Annotated in this window: 15 protein-coding genes; 7 read left to right on the top strand and 8 right to left on the bottom strand. The window is 37.1% G+C overall.

Annotated features, from left to right (window positions below):
- Positions 1-11: 11 nt before the first annotated feature.
- Genes mnmG through H6607_08780 form a run of 3 tightly spaced genes read right to left on the bottom strand, consistent with a single transcriptional unit; the run spans position 12 to position 3,972 of the window.
- Positions 12-1,874: a tRNA uridine-5-carboxymethylaminomethyl(34) synthesis enzyme MnmG gene (gene mnmG, locus H6607_08790; GenBank protein ID MCB9262456.1), complete on the bottom strand. Its 1,863-nt coding sequence runs from the start codon at positions 1,872-1,874 to the stop codon at positions 12-14.
- Entirely contained in the window at positions 1,864-2,310 is a 447-nt protein-coding gene (gene ybeY, locus H6607_08785; GenBank protein MCB9262455.1) for an rRNA maturation RNase YbeY, read from the bottom strand. The genes mnmG and ybeY overlap by 11 nt, the downstream gene beginning before the upstream one ends.
- Complete coding sequence (locus H6607_08780) at positions 2,311-3,972, bottom strand: gliding motility-associated C-terminal domain-containing protein (GenBank protein MCB9262454.1); 1,662 nt, start codon at positions 3,970-3,972, stop codon at positions 2,311-2,313.
- A gap of 171 nt (positions 3,973-4,143) precedes the next feature.
- On the opposite strand from H6607_08780, the gene H6607_08775 reads away from it, so the two are divergent.
- Genes H6607_08775 through xerD form a run of 3 tightly spaced genes read left to right on the top strand, consistent with a single transcriptional unit; the run spans position 4,144 to position 6,797 of the window.
- A complete protein-coding gene (locus H6607_08775) occupies positions 4,144-5,034 on the top strand; it encodes an rRNA pseudouridine synthase (protein ID MCB9262453.1) in 891 nt (296 codons plus the stop codon).
- A gap of 1 nt (position 5,035) precedes the next feature.
- The gene (locus tag H6607_08770; GenBank protein ID MCB9262452.1) at positions 5,036-5,911 is read left to right on the top strand and encodes an Omp28-related outer membrane protein; all 876 of its coding nucleotides are present in this window, start codon (positions 5,036-5,038) and stop codon (positions 5,909-5,911) included.
- On the top strand, positions 5,901-6,797 hold the full coding sequence (gene xerD, locus H6607_08765; protein MCB9262451.1) for a site-specific tyrosine recombinase XerD: 897 nt from the start codon (positions 5,901-5,903) through the stop codon (positions 6,795-6,797). Before H6607_08770 ends, xerD begins: the two co-directional genes overlap by 11 nt.
- Here the strand turns inward: xerD and H6607_08760 are convergent.
- The gene (locus H6607_08760) at positions 6,792-7,709 is read right to left on the bottom strand and encodes an LD-carboxypeptidase (GenBank protein MCB9262450.1); all 918 of its coding nucleotides are present in this window, start codon (positions 7,707-7,709) and stop codon (positions 6,792-6,794) included. The two genes, xerD and H6607_08760, sit on opposite strands and share 6 nt — an antisense overlap.
- A gap of 80 nt (positions 7,710-7,789) precedes the next feature.
- Here H6607_08760 and H6607_08755 point away from each other — a divergent pair, with 80 nt between their 5' ends.
- A complete protein-coding gene (locus tag H6607_08755) occupies positions 7,790-8,929 on the top strand; it encodes an acyl-CoA dehydrogenase (protein MCB9262449.1) in 1,140 nt (379 codons plus the stop codon).
- Positions 8,930-8,992: 63 nt separating this feature from the next.
- Here the strand turns inward: H6607_08755 and H6607_08750 are convergent, their stop codons facing one another.
- A complete protein-coding gene (locus H6607_08750) occupies positions 8,993-10,693 on the bottom strand; it encodes a T9SS type A sorting domain-containing protein (protein ID MCB9262448.1) in 1,701 nt (566 codons plus the stop codon).
- Positions 10,694-10,754: 61 nt separating this feature from the next.
- On the bottom strand, positions 10,755-13,616 hold the full coding sequence (locus H6607_08745) for a carboxypeptidase-like regulatory domain-containing protein (GenBank protein MCB9262447.1): 2,862 nt from the start codon (positions 13,614-13,616) through the stop codon (positions 10,755-10,757).
- A gap of 64 nt (positions 13,617-13,680) precedes the next feature.
- On the opposite strand from H6607_08745, the gene H6607_08740 reads away from it, so the two are divergent.
- On the top strand, positions 13,681-14,913 hold the full coding sequence (locus H6607_08740; protein MCB9262446.1) for a TlpA family protein disulfide reductase: 1,233 nt from the start codon (positions 13,681-13,683) through the stop codon (positions 14,911-14,913).
- Here H6607_08740 and H6607_08735 read toward each other — a convergent pair.
- Positions 14,903-15,766 carry a DUF4249 domain-containing protein gene (locus H6607_08735; GenBank protein ID MCB9262445.1) on the bottom strand — a complete coding sequence of 288 codons (864 nt, stop codon included), beginning with the start codon at positions 15,764-15,766 and terminating at the stop codon, positions 14,903-14,905. The genes H6607_08740 and H6607_08735 overlap by 11 nt on opposite strands.
- A 4-nt stretch (positions 15,767-15,770) precedes the next feature.
- Positions 15,771-18,137 (bottom strand): TonB-dependent receptor, encoded by a 2,367-nt coding sequence (locus tag H6607_08730; GenBank protein ID MCB9262444.1) that lies wholly within the window; start codon positions 18,135-18,137, stop codon positions 15,771-15,773.
- Positions 18,138-18,228: 91 nt separating this feature from the next.
- Between H6607_08730 and pssA the strand changes: the two genes are divergently transcribed.
- Both pssA and purS read left to right on the top strand, forming a co-directional pair.
- On the top strand, positions 18,229-18,918 hold the full coding sequence (gene pssA, locus H6607_08725; GenBank protein MCB9262443.1) for a CDP-diacylglycerol--serine O-phosphatidyltransferase: 690 nt from the start codon (positions 18,229-18,231) through the stop codon (positions 18,916-18,918).
- Entirely contained in the window at positions 18,915-19,169 is a 255-nt protein-coding gene (gene purS / locus H6607_08720) for a phosphoribosylformylglycinamidine synthase subunit PurS (GenBank protein MCB9262442.1), read from the top strand. Before pssA ends, purS begins: the two co-directional genes overlap by 4 nt.
- Positions 19,170-19,180: the final 11 nt, after the last annotated feature.

The raw sequence follows: 19,180 nt of genomic DNA, 5'->3' as shown, positions 1-19,180 counted from the left end.
ATAAATAGTTTTCATCTACCAAAATATATTAAAAGAACCGATATGTCTGATGGATTTACTCCACTGATTCTGGAGGCCTGGCCTATGGTTTGAGGTCTTATACGACTAAGTTTTTCTCGGGCTTCAGAAGAAAGAGATTGAAGTTGTTGATAGTTGAAATCTGGCTTTAATTTTATATTTTCTAGTTTTTGTAGTTTGTCGGCCATTTCCTTTTCTTTTTGAATATAACCTTCATATTTTATGAGTATTTCGACTTGCTCCAATTCATCTATTTGATATTTTTTATAGTCGCTTAGTGAGGTAACTTGTTCTATCATTTCTGATATTTTAACTTGTGGACGAGCAATGATTTTGGCTAATTTGAATTTTTGGTTAATTGGACTCGAATTTTTTTCAGAAAGATAAGTATTTATGTCATTTGGTTCAATGGATAGGTTGTTTAATTTTTCTTGAAGATTGGTTATTTTTTTCTTTTTGGTAGAATAGATTTCCATCCGTTCTGAACTTACTAAGCCTATTTCGAAACCGCGAGGAGTGAGTCTTTCATCGGCATTATCCTGACGTAATAGAATGCGATATTCTGCTCTTGATGTAAACATTCTGTATGGTTCTTTGGTTCCTTTATTTATTAAATCATCTATTAAAACGCCGATGTAGGACTCATTTCTATTAAGAATAAAATCGGGTTGGTCGTTTTGTTTTAAATGAGCATTTATTCCAGCTATTAGGCCCTGGCACGCAGCTTCTTCATAACCGGTTGTTCCGTTTATTTGTCCCGCAAAATATAAATTCTCGATAGCTTTTGTCTCTAATGTTGGCTTGAGTTGTGTTGGAGGAAAAAAGTCGTATTCAATAGCATAACCTGGCCGAAAAAATTTGCATTGTTCAAAGCCAGGCACCTTGCGAAGGGCGTTGTATTGTGTTTCTATGGGTAAAGATGTGGAAAAACCGTTAACGTATATTTCGTGTGTGTTCCAACCTTCTGGTTCTACGAATATTTGATGCCGTTCTCTTTCGGCAAAGCGGTTTATTTTATCTTCTATACTAGGACAATATCGGGGACCCAAACTTTGAATGGTTCCATTAAACATAGGGCTATCTTCAAAACCTTCTTTTAATTTTTCATGAACCATTTCGTTGGTATAGGTAATGAAACAACTTCGTTGGGTCTTTAGGATATGATTTTTTAAAAAGGAGAAGGTTTGTGGGTTTTCGTCACCTTTTTGTTCTTCCATTTTGGAATAGTCTAATGTTCTTCCATCTATTCTTGGTGGAGTACCTGTTTTCATTCGGCCTGATTCGAAACCGAAAGAAACAAGCTGTTCAGTTATTCCTTTGGATGCCTTTTCGGCCATTCTACCACCGGACAATTGAGTTTTACCTATATGAATTAATCCATTCATAAAGGTACCGCTGGTCAGAATAACAGATTTTGAGTCAAAGGTAAAACCTAATGAAGTAACTACCCCATGAACCTTGTTGTTTTTGATTTTTAACTCTAATACAGAATCTTGAAAAAAGGAAATGTTATCATTTGATTCAAGAGTTTCACGCCAATATTCTGAGAAGAGCATTCTATCATTTTGTGTGCGAGGGCTCCACATGGCGGCACCTTTGGAACGATTTAGCATTCTAAATTGAATTGCGGATTTATCCGAAATAATCCCGCTTATGCCGCCTAATGCATCAATTTCTCTAATTATTTGACCTTTTGCAACCCCTCCCATTGCAGGATTGCAAGACATTTTGGCGATGGTTTCCATATTCATGGTAATTAGTAGAACTTTCGATCCAAGTTTAGCGGCAGCATGGGCAGCTTCGCAACCGGCATGTCCAGCCCCAACAACTATAATGTCGTAGTTTTCACTCTTCATTTTTGGGTTCCACGTGGAACATTTTTAAATCCTGTAAGAAATAATTTTCTTTTTCACGCATAGCTTCCTGTTGATTTGGGGTTTTGTCACTATTTCCAGCTAAATGTAAAACACCATGTATCATTACTCTTGCTAGTTCGTGGACAAATGTAACACCAAATTTTTTAGAATTTTCTTCTACTCGATCAATGCTTATGTATATCTCGGCATCTATTTCTGAATCGGAATCTGAGAGATCGAACGTAATTATATCTGTGTAATAGTTGTGTGATAAGGCAGAGTTGTTCAGCTCAAGTATAAAGGCATCTGTGCAAAAAACAAGAGATAGGTAATTTAGCGTATTCAATATTTTAGAAGCGGACGACTCGAACCATTGCTGCAGGTTAGGGTTTTTATCCAATGGATTTGAGACTGAAATGGTTTGATATTCAAACATTTAGTTAATAATGCTTAAAGTGCCGGTAAAATAATGTTTATGGCCGTTAAGGTCGGTTATGCTTATATCATAAAAGTAAAGCCCAGTCATAATTTTGTGATCTGGTGAATAGGATAGGTTCCAACCTGATCTGAGATCGTTAGTTCTAAAAATGATTTCGCCCCACCTATTGTATATAAAAAAGGAGGAGGCGGAATAATCTATGTTTGGACTAACGACTGTAAATGTATTATTGCTGGACTTTGGGTTTATTGCGTTGGGAATCCAGAACTTGGGTGATCTTTTAACACAAACCTTGTTGCTTGTGGAAGTTCTATAATAGCCATAAATATTTATTACTTCCACAGCCTCAACATAAAAGCACTGAATGGTTGTGTCAGAATTTTGGAAGGATGTCTCTAATGTGGTTGCAATTTGGTTCCACGTGGAACCATTGTAGCCCCAAATGTTATAACCGCTTATTTCTCCACTCCAGTTCACATACGGATTCCATGATAAGTAATCTTCTTGTATAGAAAGATATATTGTGTTTGCTGTTTGTGTTCCGCTACTTCCCCCTATACATGGAGCGTAGGTTCGTACAAAATATAATTCTTTTCTTGCATTTGGTAGAGCAAGGTTGTCCTCCCAAGTATAAAAATTTCTGCCATTAGGAGTTAATTTTTGCGAACCAACCAATCGTTCATTTCCAGTAGTTGTGTTAAAAAGGACAATACTATCAGCATCGCCTGCTTCTTCTAACATACATTCAATGGTAGCAACGCCGCTGGGAGTTATTGTAACTTGAGATAAGTAGGTTGTTTGGGGTAATTGAAATGTTTTAATTTTAACACAAGAAATGTTAGAACTACTTGATTTTGTACCATTTAAAGCACGGATAAAAAAGCAAACACTATCACCAGAATTTATACCGATAAAACTATATGAAGAATTATTTTTGTCAATCGTCTTTGGGGTGTATGGGGAGTTATTGATAGAATAATATAACTTTTGATTAAGAGTATTCCAGCCCACATATTTGCTCCAGATTAAATTGGCGGTTTTAGAACAAGTGTCAAGCATTGTAGATAAAACCATTGGACTATGAAAAGAATCAATGGGAGAAAACAAATTACAACTATCGAAGGATGCCATTGTAATTTGATTTTTGTTTGTAACAGACAGATTTTTAACTGTATAAAATGTTGAAGATGTGTCACCAATTAAACTATTAATTCCCCCAGAATTACCTCCGATGTTCTTATAAATTCGGTATCCTTTTGTGTCATCAGAAGGATTTTTACCCCATCCAACAATTATTTTTTGTGTATTGAAATCTATGCTAACACTATCTAACTGAACAATTTCTGGTTTTTCCGTGTCCACCTTTATTGTATTGGATGATATACTATCTACACCATTACAAAGAAAAAGCGTTTCAAAATAGAAGGACCATGTTGGGTTTGTGTTAGGTAGTTTAAAGCTAATTGATGTGATGTTCTTTTGATTTATTGTAGCCATTATTGTGTATGAAACTCCGAGTTCGGAACCAAAAACATGGTGTTTTTTGAAGCTACTACATGCGTCATCAAAACCGGAAAATGTAATAGTGACTGTGCTATCAGCAACATCAAGACACGCCCGATAAAGATTGGGTGCAACCGTGACAGCGGTTGCACTCATGAGCAATTTACAAATCAATATGTATAAAAAACCAAGTTTTTTCACAGATTCCAAACGCAAAATAAAGTTAAATGTTGCTAAAACCCTTAATAACGATGAACATTCGACATAATTTGAAGGTTTTATAACAAAGATGAAATTTTGCCTTAAATGATTCGTTAATTTTGCACTATGGTTGAAAATAACAATAGAAATGAAACAAGACATGGGAATGCCGGTTTCAATAGGAATGATGATTCGAGTAATCGAGATTTAAGACCTCGAAGAAAGCGTATCCGAAAGCCGTCTGAAGAAGATAACCCATTGAAAATAACGCAGGAGCGACCTCTTCGGGATAAAAATGATGATCTTAGATTAAATAAATACATAAGTAGAGGGGGTGTTTGTAGTAGAAGAGAAGCAGACGAGATGATTGCAGGAGGAAAGGTGGAGGTAAATGGGGAAGTGATAACCACTTTGGGTCATCGGGTGAAAATAAGTGATGAGGTCAAGGTTAACGGAAAGATAATTTCACCAAACAGTAAAGTGTATATTTTGCTCAACAAACCCAAAGACTACATAACCACTACACACGACCCATCTGGCCGAAAAACGGTTATGGATTTAATTGGAGATGTGGATGCAGAACGTGTTTTTCCTGTAGGCCGGCTTGATAGAAACACAACAGGTATTTTGATATTTACAAACGATGGAGATTTGGCTCAAGCCTTGATGCACCCCAAAGGAAATGTAAACAAAATATACTCGGTGCAGTTGGATAAGCCCATTGAAAAGGGACATTTTCTTAAACTGCAAAACGGGATTAAGCTTTTTGATGGTTTTATGAAACCAGATAAAATTGCCTTGGTCAATTCTGAAGACAAAACGAAATTGGGGGTTCAGATACACAGTGGCAGAAATAGAGTGGTTCGAAGAATGTTTGAAGCACTTGGCTATGAGGTCGTTAAGCTCGATAGAGTAATTTATGCGGGAATAGATAAAAAAGGATTGGAGAGAGGAAAATGGAGGGAGTTAACAGAAAACGAAATTCTACAATTAAAAAGAATAACTAAAGTTTGGTAATATGAAAAATGTTAAAAAAATATCAGTTTGGTTGGTCTTTGCTTCACTCTGGCTTGGATGCAAAGAGGCTTTGCCGCCAATAGATTTTACAGAACCGATTAAGTTGTTGAGAGATACAACTTATATCGCTGATAATCTTCCTGTTGGTGTTCAGAAAAATGTACTTCTTGAAGATATTTCTGGAGTAAGATGTACCAACTGTCCTAAGGCCGCGGTAATTGCCCATGAGCTAAAGGACTCATTTCCGGATAGAGTTGTGGTGATGACACTTCACACATGGGAACTTAGTACTCTTACAGCACCCTATGTCGATTCAAAGGATACGCTTAATACGGAAGTGGCAACAGAAATTGTCAGCAATCTGATAGGCAAACCGAACGGATTGCCTGCAGGAGCGATTGATAGAAGAATTTTCAGCGGATCTTCGGTTCGGTATATTAATAATTATAACAGTTGGAGAACACTAGTGCACGACATTTTAAAAGAGGAGCCTGTTGCTGATATAAATTTAAGTTTGGTTCGAACGGGCGACAATACTGTTAACGCCAATATAAAAACGACATTTTTGAAAGGACAAAGTGAGGCAGTGTTTTTGTCGGTTTTTTTAATCGAGAGTGGAATTGTTTCAAATCAGGAAATGCCGGATGTTACAATAAACAATGACTATGTACACAACGACATACTACGAATGGGTATAACCCCTTATGCTGGGATTAAATTGGCTGACAATGTGGAAGTTGGAAGAGTTTTTGAAAAAGGAATTCCAATTGAAATCCCGAAAAAATATAATCAAGACAATTGCTCAATTGTTGTTTTAGTAAACTTTGCCGGAAGCAACAGTGATGTTCTTCAATGTGTTGAGGCACATGTCAACTAATCCACACATTGGTGGTTTTCGAACATATTTGAAATCAGAACTTGCCTTATCCAACAATACGGTGGAGGCATATATCCGTGATGTAGAAAAATTAAACTCATTTTCTGAACAAATTGACAAGGCGATTCATTCAATGAATCATCAACACATTTCTCAATTTTTAAAACAACTTCACGAGGTCGGGCTTTCAGAAAGAAGCCTATCTCGTATTTTGTCAGGAATAAAATCATTCTACTCATATCTAAAATTACAACAAATAATCGTTTCAAATCCTACGGATTATATCGACTCACCTAAACTATCAAAAAAACTTCCTGAGTATTTAGAAATCAATGAAATAGATACATTAATTTCAAGTATAGATTATAGTAAATTTTACGCAGAAAGGGATCGAGCGATTATTGAAGTTTTGTTTAGTACAGGTGTACGTGTCTCGGAACTTTTGAACCTTAGGTTGGATGATGTTTACAAAGAAGAAGGACTTATTTTGGTAACGGGAAAAGGGGATAAACAGCGAATTGTTCCAATTGGGAAAACAGCGTTAAATCAAATAGAAAGATATATTTTGTATTATAGAAACAGATTGACTCGAATAAAAAGGGGAAATGAAAAATATCTATTCTTGAATACTCAAGGTGGACAACTTTCTAGAATTTCGGTTTTTTCCATGATTAAAAACTTATCAAAGAAGGCTGGAATTCAAAAGAATATTGGCCCACATACTTTAAGGCACTCTTTTGCAACAAGTTTAATTGATGCAGGAGCTGATTTGAGAGCAGTTCAATTAATGTTAGGTCACGTTTCGATAACCACTACAGAGATTTATACTCATTTGGACAGAACATATTTAAAGGACACGATAAAACAATTTCACCCAAGATCATGAATTTTGGCCAATGTGATTAGACATTAATTGGTTTTCATTTATCTTAACACAAACACCAAAGGGCAGTGCAAGATTTGGCGAAATATGACCAGCAGAAAAGTTAAAGTAAACTGGGTATTCAAAGTCCTTAATGTGCTCATAAATAATCTCTTCTGCACTCATTCCGTAGGGAATTGCATTGTCATTCATATCAGACATTCCGCCTACAATTAAGGCTCTTAAATTGCTCAGTTTTCCGTTTCTTTTCATGTTTACCATAATTCTGTCAATATGGTAGAGGTATTCATCTAAATCTTCGATAAAAAGAATTTTGTCTTCTGTGTCGGGTGATGACGAAGAACCTAAAATGCTATATAGGATTGATAGGTTGCCTCCAATTAATGAACCTTCTGCATTGCCACATCGACTCAAAGGATGTTGAGGAAGTTTGTAGCAAAAAGTCTGACCAAAAAGTAGGTTCTTTAGAGATTGAATGGATTCATTTTGCTCTGGAGTAGGATAATCAGAAATATTTATGGGCATGGTGCCATGAATGGTAGCAACACCAAAATTTTCAGTTATATGTGTCAACAAACCAGTTATATCACTATACCCCACAATCCATTTTGGGTGTCGGAGAAATGCATCAAAGTTGAGTCGGTCGATTAGCTTAACCGTGCCGTATCCACCCCTCGAACACCAAATCATGTTTATGTCTGGGTCGTCCAAAGCGGTTTGTAAGTCGTTGATTCTTAAATCATCAGAGCCTGCAAATTGATTTTTTTCGGCAAAAATATTTGAACCGAGACTGACCTCGAAACCCCAAGATGATAGCAGTGATACAGAGGGGTTTATTTTTTCGGGTTCTATTTTTCTGGCTGTAGAAACAATCCTAACTTTTGAACCAAGTTTTAAAAATGGGGGTAAAATCATATCGCAAATGTATTGTTGAGACAATTTCTATTACAAGAAAGATTGAAAAAAAGGTAAATTCGCGACATAATATTAGCATTATGAATTTTGAATTATCGGAAGAACATCTAATGATTAAGCAGGCCGCAAAAGATTTTGCCGAAACAGAGCTTTTGCCGGGTGTAATTGAACGAGATGACAAACAGATTTTTCCATTAGAACAGGTTCGCAAAATGGGAGAACTTGGTTTTATGGGACTCATGGTTGATCCGAAATATGGCGGAGCCGGAATGGATGCCATTTCTTATGTTTTGGCTATGGAAGAAATCTCAAAAATAGATGCCTCTGCCTCTGTTGTGATGTCCGTAAATAATAGTTTGGTTTGTTGGGGTTTGGAAGAATATGGCACCGAAGAGCAAAAGCAAAAATATTTAGTGCCATTGGCACAAGGAAAAATTCATGGTGGTTTTTGTTTGTCTGAACCAGAAGCAGGAAGTGATGCCACTTCCCAAAAAACTACGGCTATTGACAAAGGGGATTATTATTTGTTGAACGGTACTAAAAACTGGATTACCAATGGAGGAACCGCTGATACTTTTTTGGTAATTGCCCAAACCGATGTGGACAAGGGACACAGAGGTATCAATGCCTTGATTGTAACCAAAGATATGCCGGGTTTTACCGTTGGTAAAAAGGAGGAAAAACTTGGAATTAGAGGTAGCGATACACACTCGCTAATGTTTCAAGATGTCAAGGTTCCAAAAGAAAATAGGTTAGGAGAGGATGGTTTTGGTTTCAAATTTGCAATGAAAGTTTTGGCTGGAGGAAGAATTGGAATTGCCTCCCAAGCTCTTGGAATAGCCTCTGGAGCATACGAAAGAGCCTTGGCCTATTCAAAAGAAAGAAAAGCTTTTGGCACAGAAATTATGAACCATCAGGCCATAGCCTTTAAGCTGGCAGATATGGCCACAGAGATAGAAATGGCTCGATTGTTATGCCTCAAAGCTGCATGGCTTAAGGATAATCACATGGATTACGCCAGAGCCAGCAGCATGGCAAAATTAGTTGCCTCAGAAACGGCTATGAAGACAACCATTGAAGCAGTTCAAATACATGGTGGATATGGTTATGTAAAAGAATATCATGTTGAACGTTTGATGCGTGATGCAAAGATTACCCAAATTTATGAAGGAACCTCTGAAATTCAACGAGTTGTAATTTCAAGAGACATTTTGAAATAAGGTAATTTTACAAAACCAAAAAGGGGAATCATTTGACTCCCCTTTTTTTGTGCCATAGCATTTTTATTTTGTCAATGCCATTTTGTGCATTGCTGTTCCTTGGTCGGTATTTAATTGGATAAAATAGCAACCATTTTCAACCGATGACAAATTCAACGTTGTGGAGATGGAGTTAACATTATTAACCTCAGACACTATTGAACCGTTCATATCAAAAACATGAACGCTTCGAATCAACTCTTTTTCAGAATCAATATACAGTGTTCCATTGCTTGGATTTGGGTAAATAGCGGAACGAATAATGCTGTTTGGGGCAACGCCCAATTGGGTAGTTGTATAGAAGCCAAGAATTACAGATAATCTTGGATTAACATAGCCATGAATCGTGTCAACATAAGCTCTTCCTTTTGCTGGAGACATGTCGGGGTTTGATTGTAATGATGCCATGTGGGCAGTTAGACCAGTAGCAACCTCATATTTTGCAAGCGGTGAGTTTGGATCCCACCATTGCCAGGGGGCCGCCTGATTTTCAAAAACGCTGGTTCCGGAGGCCTTTGGCAAATCAACCGCAAACAAACCTTCTAAGCCGGTATTAACCGTCAATGTGGTTTGATTAGGATATATGTAATCAAATGTTTTTCCATATTTTTCTCTTGCGGCGATGGTATAAATGTCATTAGGCATGGATTTAATGGCATCATTATTTCCTAATTCAACGGCTCTTTGAATATACAAGTTGGCTCCTTGAACTTCCACTACCGTACTTTTATCTGTAGGAACAACCACTGTTCCTTCGTGAAATGGGGCAAAAGGGTCTCTTATACACTGCAAAGCAATCATTGGTGCGTCTCCAGCTTCGAGCCAAGAGGTATCAGCCAGAGCTCCACCGGCAGCTACTGTGGCTTGAATTATTGTACTAGCCTTTGCTGGTGGGTAAATTGTCAAGGATTGAGGAATTCCACTTCCGTCCAAACGGCCAAACTTAGCGGTATCAACCATGGATACTCCGAGCCCAGGTATCGTGAATTTTTCCAAAGCCATTTCAGGATATTTGTCTAGGGTGGAGTATGCATTGGCAATATACGCTCCTGTTCCTTCGCCGTAAATAACAATTTTAGCAGGATCAATTCTATAAGTATTGGCACCAGAGGCATCAACTCTAAGGTTAGAAACACATTGTTTTAAGTCTTGAATGGATCTATAAACGGCGTTTAGCAATGAAGCTCTTCTTTCAATTTCTGTTAAGGCCAACGGATTCCATCCCAAACGATAATCGGCAGAAATAGCTACGTATCCCCTTTTTGCCCATCCTTGGCACAAAACAATGGCCGAACTATCGGTTTTGGTTCCAAGAGGGCTTCCATTAATTGGTGCTGGCAAAAAGTTACCAGTGTGAAGAAAAATAATAACCGGACGGTTTTGAACAGTGTCAGCCGAAGATGTGGGAGCATAAACATCCATCTTAATGTTTTGAAGCTTAATAACAGTCGATGTATCGCTCAAATCAAAATAAGGTCCGGGTACGTTTTGTCCCATACCCAACGCTGTTTTAATAACCGTCAGTTCTGTTCCGATTCTGGTTGATGATGATGATGATAGTCTTGTAGAATGCAAAAAATCGATGTTTGTCGCGTATGTTACCTCGCTTGTAACTTCAATTTCTGCATCTGTGAATACTTCATTTATGTATCTGCGTTGGGCAAACACATTGAAGCTGCTGACCAACAGGGCGGTCGCTACCAAATAATTGTACAATCTTTTCATAAAACCTTTTATTTCTTAAGCAAAGCCAAAAATAGAAAAATATTCCGCAAAATGAATAAAGTTATTTGTGTCTGTGATCTATGTCAAACAATAATGATATATAGGCTAATCGACCAACGTAAGGGCCGCCATAAACCTGATAGTTCAAATTGTTGAATACCGTTCTTCGTTTTGAATCAGAACGACTGTCGAATAAGGGCACTATTCCCAGAACATTAGAAGCACCTAACTTGATGGTCAGGTGGGATTTTTCAATTAAATAATTCATTTGTGCATCAACCATATCATACGTTGGAACGCTTCCTGTAAACTGTGGTGAACCTTCAAAAACATATCCTTGAATCCATTTATAGTTTATCGCAAAACCAAATTTTGGCTTTAAGCTATTCGTAAGCTTTAGGTTTCTGCCAGAGAAACTCAGATTAAATTTGTTTTTTGGTGTATTAAAAGCCGGAATTATTGGATCGTCAGTTCCTTTTTTGTTTAAAACGTTCCACGAATAATTCCCAGAAAGAGCATAATTTTTAAAGTAATAATTAATGCCAAAGCTGGCACCCTGAGTGGTAACCAAGGAGGTTGCATTGGCAGCTACACGGTAAACTTCAATACCACCCATAGGAAAGCCTGTGGATTTATCAAATCTTGCATCAAGACCGATATTATAACCAATGAAATCAGTATAAAGTGAGAAATAATAACCAAAATCAACAAAAACAGAATTTTTTAATAAAGAACCCTTATATCCGAACTCAACGGTTTTCGCCTTTTCTGGCCGAATAGGACTTACTTCGTAATAAACTATTTCTTCAAGATTCAATGTGTTTCTATAGTTAATAAAAGATGAAATGGTTATGAGAGAATCATACCCACTTAGATTGCCAATTAGTTTGGCTCGTCCAACATCATAGTATAAGTATTGATCAGCCAAAGTCGGGTTTCTTATAGCCGACGAAAAGGAAACCCGATAGGTGTTCTTTTTATTGGGAAGATAAATAACGGAAGCAGCTGGGGAAGCTAAGAAATTGAAATTTTGGTTTTTGTCTATTCGAGCGGTAAGGTTTACTTTAACCTTATTTTGATAATATTTTTTGCTAACACCACCATAAAGACCCAATTCGTGATTGGTAATGACAACATCACCAGTATCGTTTAAAATGGTGCCTTGTGAGTTTGGTCGATATAACCGACCGCTGAAACCAATAGTTACACCATCAAAGTCTTTCAATTTTAATTTTTTTTCTATTTGAGTGTGGTAAAGTGCGGACTTATCAAAAAAGCGTGTTCCGTTTTGGGTAAATAAGGAAGTTGTAACAACATTAAATGCTGAATCGAATGCAGGTGTTCCTTCAATAAATCTTGAGGTTGCTCCCGCACCATCAGCCAAATCCACAAAGATTCTATTTTGTGCATGCCATTTTATTAATGAATCCTGATATTGGGCAAGGAAAGGGTCTAAATAATTGTTGGCCCAGTTTTCTAAAGTTCCATGTACGGAAGCTACATATTTAGGATAATCGGGAAGCCTTTCAACTTGTTTTTTATATCCGTACAGTTTCCAGTTTGATGAGTAAACGGCATTCCATGTATCATTAGCTTTACTCATTTCGTTTAATCTAAAGGCAGTAGAAACTATGTCATAGGTGTTACCTGCATCTTCCTGAGTACTATATAACCGAATAAAAATGTCATTCTCTTTTTTCCATTCCAAGCGGTGTTGCCAAAATTTTATATCCCGAAGTCGATATCGGTTATCCCCTTGATATACGGTTGAGCCACCACCAAAATTGAACGCATAACTAATGTGTGAAGTGTCTTTCAGTTTGTAATGCAGGGAAGAGTTAAATTTTAAATTTTCTGTTTTATAATCCACTAAATCAACCTCTTTGTATCCAGTTCTATAAAAGTAACCTAAACCCGGATTGTCATACTTTGAAAATGAGGATGTATAATCGTTGTTGGTTGCAAAACTTTCATCTCCATAGATGTTTACGGCATCATATCCCCCGGGATTATTTATTCCATATTTACTATCAATTGTAGGGTTGTAGTTATCTGCCTGCCAGTCTTGGGCAGACATAAGCAAAAACCCAACCTTATACGCAAACTGAGCTGCACTATCTTTTCCTTTTACTACGTCGGCCCAACGAAGGGCAAGTTGACCCAAACTTCTTTCACCCAGTTTTGTCTCTACCGAAATCCCTGGATAATCAAATGGGTTTTTGGTTTCCATATTTATTACTCCATTAAAAGCATTTGGCCCATAAAATGCTCCGCTTGCACCAGCTATTATTTCTACATTGCGGATATCCAAGTCATTGGCTCCCAAAAAATTACCTAAAGCAAAATTTAACCCTGGCGATTGATTGTCCACACCATCAATGAGTTGCAAACTTCTTACAGGGCTGGTGCTATTAAATCCACGAGTGTTAACTACCCTAAAACCCAGACTTGCGGCAGTAATGTCAACTCCTTTTAGATTTCCCAAACTTTCATAAAATGACGCCGCAGGAGCTTCTTTAATAGACTTTATACCCATAGATTCCACGGTTAGAGGCTCTTCTTTTTGTTTTTCTGATATTCGGTCAACTTTTACCACCGTCGTGCCAAGAATGGCGGAAGATTCAAGCAGAACAACTTTTATATTTGAGGCCTCCTCTACTTTTGATATAATTAATTCTTGTGTTTCAAAACCTAAGAACTCAAAAACTAGAGTAACAGGCAATTTGGAGACTTCTAAAGAAAATTTTCCATCTTGGTTTGTACCAGTTCCTGTGGTTGAGTTTTTAATTTTTACACTTGTGGATGCCAATGGGTAACCATCTTTATCAACAACCAAACCGGATAAGGTTATCCCGAAAGTGGTTTGTGACATTAGTATTGAACCAAATATCAAACAGATAATAATTCGTAAAGCTGCTTTCATTAAGTCGAAAGTAGAAAAATTTTTATGAAAACATATTGCTTCTGGCAAATACTATTTTTGAAATATGAAATACTCAATTCTTTACTTAATAATTGTTAGCTGGTTTTTTTCTTGCAACAAAAATGAAACACCAGTTCAAATTTCAGGAGTTTGGCTCGTTAAGTTGCACATTGATGAGCAAAAGGAGTTGCCTTTTTTCCTAGAAATTGTGGCCACAGATAGTGGCTATTTGTCGGCTATTTGGAATGGAAATGAAAAGCTGGTGCAACCAGTAGAGAAGTTGGGAAGTGATAGCATTTTAATTAAAAGTGCCTATTTCAACTCCGAATTAAGGCTGCACATTTCGAAGGATATGATGAACGGAGTTTGGCAGGATTTTTCACGAGATAATTATACTATTTGGGCTACAGCCAAGAAATCTGAAGGGAAGAGGTTTATATTTGAAAATGAACAAAACAATCAAATAGATGGCAAATGGGAAGTTTGGTTTGGTGCCGATACCGCTGAGAAATACAAGGCAGTGGGACTTTTTGCAACGGACGAGCAAAGTACAAAAGGAACTTTTATCACAGAATCGGGAGATTATAGGTTTTTGGAAGGCGGTTTTGATGGGAAAGAATTTAAAGTTTCTGCTTTCGATGGATCGCACGCTTTTTTGTTTGAAGCATCAATGATAAATGACACCCTAAAGGGATGGTTTTATAGCGGTAAACATTGGAAAGAACCATTTGTGGCTTGGAAAAACACAAAAGTGGAGTTGAAAAACCCTTACACACTTTCCGAGTTGTCTAATCCAGATAAACCTGTTGATTTTCAATTTATTGATCTAAATGGAAGCATGATTTCTCTGTCCGATGAGCAGTTTCGCAACAAACCTGTTTTGGTGCAAATAATGGGAAGTTGGTGTCCGAATTGTCTCGATGAATCCGTTTATTTAAGACATATATCCGGTTTTTTGGATTCAATGGGGGTTAAAATTGTGGCACTTACGTTTGAGCGAAAATCATACGAAGAATCTTTACCAACGTTGAAAAAACTGGTAAAGAATATAGGAATAAACTATCCGGTGCTGTATGCCGGATTGGCAAAAAAGGAAGAAGTTTCAAAGTCTGTTCCGTGGTTGAAAGAAATAAACTCCTATCCCACACTTTTGTATTTAACGGCTGACAAAAAAGTGTTTAGAATTCATACCGGATTTTATGGACCCGGAACGGGAAAATACTTTGAACAACAGTCTATAGAAATGATAAATGATATCCAAAACTTGGTTACGCTATCAAAAAACACTACTGAATAACCACTGATTTTTTGGTGATATTAACAACGCTAAAGTAGCCATAAGCTCCACCTTTTATATTGCTTGGTGGGTTGGCCGGTGGAGGGTCAAACGGAGTTCCACTTCTTTGCTGTTGAGTGGCAAATGAAAACATGAAATCATAATATTTCTCAGAAATACGCAGTTGTTCCACCACTACAGAATCACCGATTTGAAAAGGCCAGGGAAAAGGTCTTGGAAGAATTCCTTTGTCTATGTCTTTTAACGGGTCGTTAGGGTCTATTTGAAAATTAAAAAAACCCGTTTCTCTGAATTCGTCCGTATCCAACAAATAACCTATTGAGTCGGTCATAAGTAAATTGTTTTTGGTAATTCGCCACAAATAAAAATCGCCGTATGGCTCATATTCTTTGGCATATTCAAAGACATAGTTTCCTTCTGGAATAAAACCATTTTGCTTTGGTAGATAGAATGATTGCAACAATTCTATTGGCTCTTGATAAAACAGTTTTTCTGAGGCGGTATAAAGTTTGTCGTGGTGCTTCACGTTTAGCGTATAGGTTTTTCCAATCTCACATTGATTCATAGACTTTGATTTGTAATTGCCCAATGTATCATAAAAAAGGGTATCAATAGTTCCGTCAGAAACCTCAATTGTTACCTCTGCATCGGTTACATATTTTATTTCAGTTTGATCATAATATTCTTTCGACCACGACAAATTGACCATCCAAAACTCCGATTGATTACTTAATTGACCACTAACAACCACCACTGAGATGGCGTTGTTTAAATCTAGTTCTATAATTTTTTCGCAGCTGGAAAAAGAGGCAATTGCCAACAAACCAAAAATTATTTTTTTTACTGTTTTCATGTCTTTAAAATTCAAAATTCCAGGTTATTGCAGGAATAATTTTAAACAGTGTGACCTGCACTGCTACATCGTCCCCTTCTTTTATGGTTGCATTTTCGGCGGCATCTTTTTGGGTAGCTTTTCTAAAATAAACGGCATAGGCGTTTGCACGGTTGTAGGCATTATACACAGAAAAATTCCAACTGCTTTTAAACTTTTTTGAGTCTTTATTTTTCCATGTAAAACCGACATCAAGTCGGTGATAATCAGGTATTCTGGTGCTATTTCGTTTACCATAAATAGAATTCCACTGGCCTTCAAAGAAATATTTTCCTTCAACTGAGGTGAATGGTTTTCCGGTGGTGTAAATAAAAGCTGCCGTGGCACTTAACCTCGAAACAATCTTTGTGTTTAACACTATGGCCAAATTATTTCTCAAATCAAAATTGGCTCTATAGGGGTTGCCATTGTTTATTCCCTCCGTGGTTCTTGTAGTTTTGGCTAAGGTGTATGATATAAATCCTGTAACCTTTCCTTTAGTTTTGTTAATGTAAAGCTCTGTACCATAGGCATTTCCTTTTCCTAAAAGTAATTCACCATCAAGGTTTTCATTAAAAAACAGTTGTGCTTCGTTTCTATAATCAATTTGGTTGTGCATCCATTTATAATACACTTCAACGGAGGTTTCTATACCGTTTTTAAAATTCTGAAAAAGTCCCGCAGATACTTGATCTGCAGATTGAGGCTTAATATTCAGGTTAGAGCTAAACCATTGGTCGGTAGGAAAGGCCGAGGCCGTGTTGGTGGCCTGTTGAATGTATTGGTAGGTTCGGTTGTATGAACCTTTTAATGCCATTCGGGTTGTGAGATTATAACTGACTGCCAACCGTGGTTCAAATCCCCAATAGGTGTTGTAGATTTCGTTTTTACCATATTTAGTTGCTACTGTTAATGTGTCAACCGGTTTATAGACCTCATCTTTTGTATAAGTATATTCTGTTCCGCCAATATTTGAAAATGAAGAAAATCGTAATCCATAGCGTACATTAAATCGAGGGTTGAATTTTATTTGGTCGTCATAATATAGTGCATTTTCAAGTGCATGTTTTTTCTCTAAAACCAACTCGGTAAAGTTTTTGGCGGTTTCTTCATTGGCAGGATAAAACGTTCCGGGGCTAAAGAAATGTCGCGTTATTTGAACACCATATCGAATGGTTCTGTTGGGGTTGGCATAGTATGAAAAATCCTGTTTTACGTAATAGTCTTCAATTTTTTGTTTTAGCCCATAAGCAGCGTTTTCAGCAAAACTGAAATCAAAGCCATAATCAAAATTGCTATAAACTAAAGAGGTATTAGAAAAGAGTTTCTTTGTTAACAAGTGATTCCACCTCAAAGTTCCGGTAGAGTTGCCCCAACTGGTGGTAAATAAGTTGCTAAAACCTAAAACATCTTTGCCAAAATAACCACTTATAAATAACTTGTCTTTGTCTGAAATACGGTAGTTGGTTTTCAAGTTAAAATCATAAAAGTAGAGTTTGCTCTGTTTGGCTGCTTCCGAGTTGGCTAGTGGTAAAAAAATATCGGCATACGAGCGTCTTCCGGCTAACATAAATGATGAGGTGTCTTTTTTTATTGGACCCTCTACTGTAAGGCGACTGCTGATGGTGCCAATGCCACCGGTGGCACCATATTTTTTGTTGTTACCATCCTTCATTTTTATGTCAATAAGAGAGGCTAAGCGGCCACCATTTGATGCTGGAATTCCACCTTTATATACCTGAACATCTTTTATTGCATCACCATTAAAAACGGAGAAAAAGCCTAACAAATGCGAGGCATTATAAACGGTGGCTTCATCGAGCAAAATCAAATTTTGATCTTGCGAACCACCACGCACATTAATGCCAGAATTTCCTTCACCCGCAGATTGTATGCCGGGCAATAAAGTAATGGTTTTTAAAACATCAACTTCACCAAAAATTACTGGAATTTCTTTTATGGTTTTTATATCCATATCAACCACTGAAATTTCTTTGTTTTCAACTTTTCTTTTTTCGGATTTTGCATCAACTGTGGCTATGCTCAACATGTTGGCCGTTGGAGCAAGCTCTACGTTTAGCGTGGTGTTTGCATTTAGGTTGATTAATATTTCCTTAGATTTATATCCAGAATACTCAAAAACTAATGTATAACTTCCTTTCTGGAGGGTAATTGAAAAAAAGCCATAATCATTGCTTACGGTTCCCATTTGTTTTCCTTTTACCAAAACGGTGGAGTAAATCAAATCTTCCCCAGAGGTAGAATCGGTAATTTTTCCACTGATGGTATAATTTTGGCCAAAAGCCATGCCGCTTCCAAGTAAAAAGAGTATTAACCCTAAAACTCTATTCATAACCAACAATTTTGTTTTAAGCGGCAAAAATATATCACTTAATTTGCGTTATACTTCAGATTCTATAAAACACGCACTAAAACAGGATGAAATGAAAAATATTTTAAAGCATCTTCCCAATAGCATAACTTTAGGAAACCTTGCGTTGGGGGTTTTGTCCATAATATGTTCTGTGAGTGGAGAGTCTTTATGGGCGGCTATTTTTATAGCAACCGCCACGATACCTGACTTTTTGGATGGCTTGGTTGCAAGATCTCTTCGGGTTTCATCGGCGGTTGGAAAAGATTTGGATAGTTTGGCCGATTTGGTCAGTTTTTGTGTTGCACCTGCCGTTATGATTTATACTTTACAACAGCCTTATGAAACCGGTTTTGTTGCATATTTAACCATTTTGATTCCGGTATTTGGGGCATTGAGGCTGGCACGATTTAACAATGACAGCCGACAAACAGATGATTTTTATGGCCTAACAACTACTGCCACCGGTTTGTGGCTTGCTTCTTGGCCTTTTCTAATTGAGGAGCCAAATATTTTTTCGGAAAAAATTTTAATCAGCAAAGCACTTTTTACCATCATTCCAATTGTGGCGGCAGTTTTAATGAATGCTCCAATACGCCTTTTTTCGCTGAAATTCAAAAACTTAAGCTGGAAAGCAAACAAATATAGATTTGCCCTTGTTTTTGTATCAATTAGTCTTATCTTGGTATTTCAGTTTGCAGGGATAAGTTTGATAATTTTCGCTTATTTACTTTTATCTCTTATCCGTAATTTTGCCGAATGAATTTTAGAGCAGAAATCAATGTGATGCCTCAAAAGGCACTTTTGGATCCACAAGGAAAAGCAGTTCATCAAAGTATGCAGCTTGTTGGTTTAAATGGGGTAGAAAGTGTAAGAATCGGGAAACACATAACTGTTGAGTTGGAAGCAGAAAACGCCGCCGAAGCCAAGCAAAAGGTAGAAAAGGCCTGTAAAGATTTATTGGCCAATCAAGTAATGGAATACTTTGAATTTGAACTTGTGGAAGTAAACTGACTTGCAAAAGG

The sequence above is a fragment of the Flavobacteriales bacterium genome (assembly GCA_020635395.1).
Classification (GTDB): Bacteria; Bacteroidota; Bacteroidia; order NS11-12g; family UBA9320; genus UBA987.
Note: the sequence above shows the minus strand (reverse complement) of the source record. Positions and strands in the feature narration are given on the sequence as shown.

Bases quoted from the DNA above. Each gene is read 5' to 3' on its own strand.
- mnmG (MCB9262456.1), bottom strand. From the start codon at position 1,874: ATGAAGAGTGAAAACTACGACATTATAGTTGTTGGGGCTGGACATGCC.
- ybeY (MCB9262455.1), bottom strand. From the start codon at position 2,310: ATGTTTGAATATCAAACCATTTCAGTCTCAAATCCATTGGATAAAAAC.
- H6607_08780 (MCB9262454.1), bottom strand. From the start codon at position 3,972: ATGAGTGCAACCGCTGTCACGGTTGCACCCAATCTTTATCGGGCGTGT.
- H6607_08775 (MCB9262453.1), top strand. From the start codon at position 4,144: ATGGTTGAAAATAACAATAGAAATGAAACAAGACATGGGAATGCCGGT.
- H6607_08770 (MCB9262452.1), top strand. From the start codon at position 5,036: ATGAAAAATGTTAAAAAAATATCAGTTTGGTTGGTCTTTGCTTCACTC.
- xerD (MCB9262451.1), top strand. From the start codon at position 5,901: ATGTCAACTAATCCACACATTGGTGGTTTTCGAACATATTTGAAATCA.
- H6607_08760 (MCB9262450.1), bottom strand. From the start codon at position 7,709: ATGATTTTACCCCCATTTTTAAAACTTGGTTCAAAAGTTAGGATTGTT.
- H6607_08755 (MCB9262449.1), top strand. From the start codon at position 7,790: ATGAATTTTGAATTATCGGAAGAACATCTAATGATTAAGCAGGCCGCA.
- H6607_08750 (MCB9262448.1), bottom strand. From the start codon at position 10,693: ATGAAAAGATTGTACAATTATTTGGTAGCGACCGCCCTGTTGGTCAGC.
- H6607_08745 (MCB9262447.1), bottom strand. From the start codon at position 13,616: ATGAAAGCAGCTTTACGAATTATTATCTGTTTGATATTTGGTTCAATA.
- H6607_08740 (MCB9262446.1), top strand. From the start codon at position 13,681: ATGAAATACTCAATTCTTTACTTAATAATTGTTAGCTGGTTTTTTTCT.
- H6607_08735 (MCB9262445.1), bottom strand. From the start codon at position 15,766: ATGAAAACAGTAAAAAAAATAATTTTTGGTTTGTTGGCAATTGCCTCT.
- H6607_08730 (MCB9262444.1), bottom strand. From the start codon at position 18,137: ATGAATAGAGTTTTAGGGTTAATACTCTTTTTACTTGGAAGCGGCATG.
- pssA (MCB9262443.1), top strand. From the start codon at position 18,229: ATGAAAAATATTTTAAAGCATCTTCCCAATAGCATAACTTTAGGAAAC.
- purS (MCB9262442.1), top strand. From the start codon at position 18,915: ATGAATTTTAGAGCAGAAATCAATGTGATGCCTCAAAAGGCACTTTTG.